General features: G+C 79.2%; 1 pseudogene. It reads left to right on the top strand.

The window, feature by feature from the left end:
• Positions 1 to 207: pseudogene (locus tag G3I65_RS45885) on the top strand (hypothetical protein); the annotation flags it as partial.

The following is a 207-nucleotide window of genomic DNA, read 5'->3' as shown; positions in this document are numbered from 1 at the left end:
TCCACGGCTCGACCTCGCTGCTGCTCGCCCTCCTCGCCCCGGCCACGGCAGCGGGTTCCTGGGCGGCGGTGGTCGGCCTGCCCTCCCTGGGCCTGGCGGCAGCGGCCGAGCACGGCGCGGACCTGTCCCGGCTGGCCCTGGTGCCCCGCCCGGGCGCGGAGTTCCCCGCGGTGGTGGCAGCGCTGCTCGACGGCGTGGACGTGGTGG

The sequence above is a fragment of the Amycolatopsis sp. SID8362 genome, assembly GCF_010550475.1.
Lineage (GTDB): Bacteria > Actinomycetota > Actinomycetes > Mycobacteriales > Pseudonocardiaceae > Amycolatopsis > Amycolatopsis eburnea.
The sequence above is the reverse complement of the archived record's forward strand: the minus strand, read 5'-3'. Positions and strand labels throughout refer to the sequence as shown.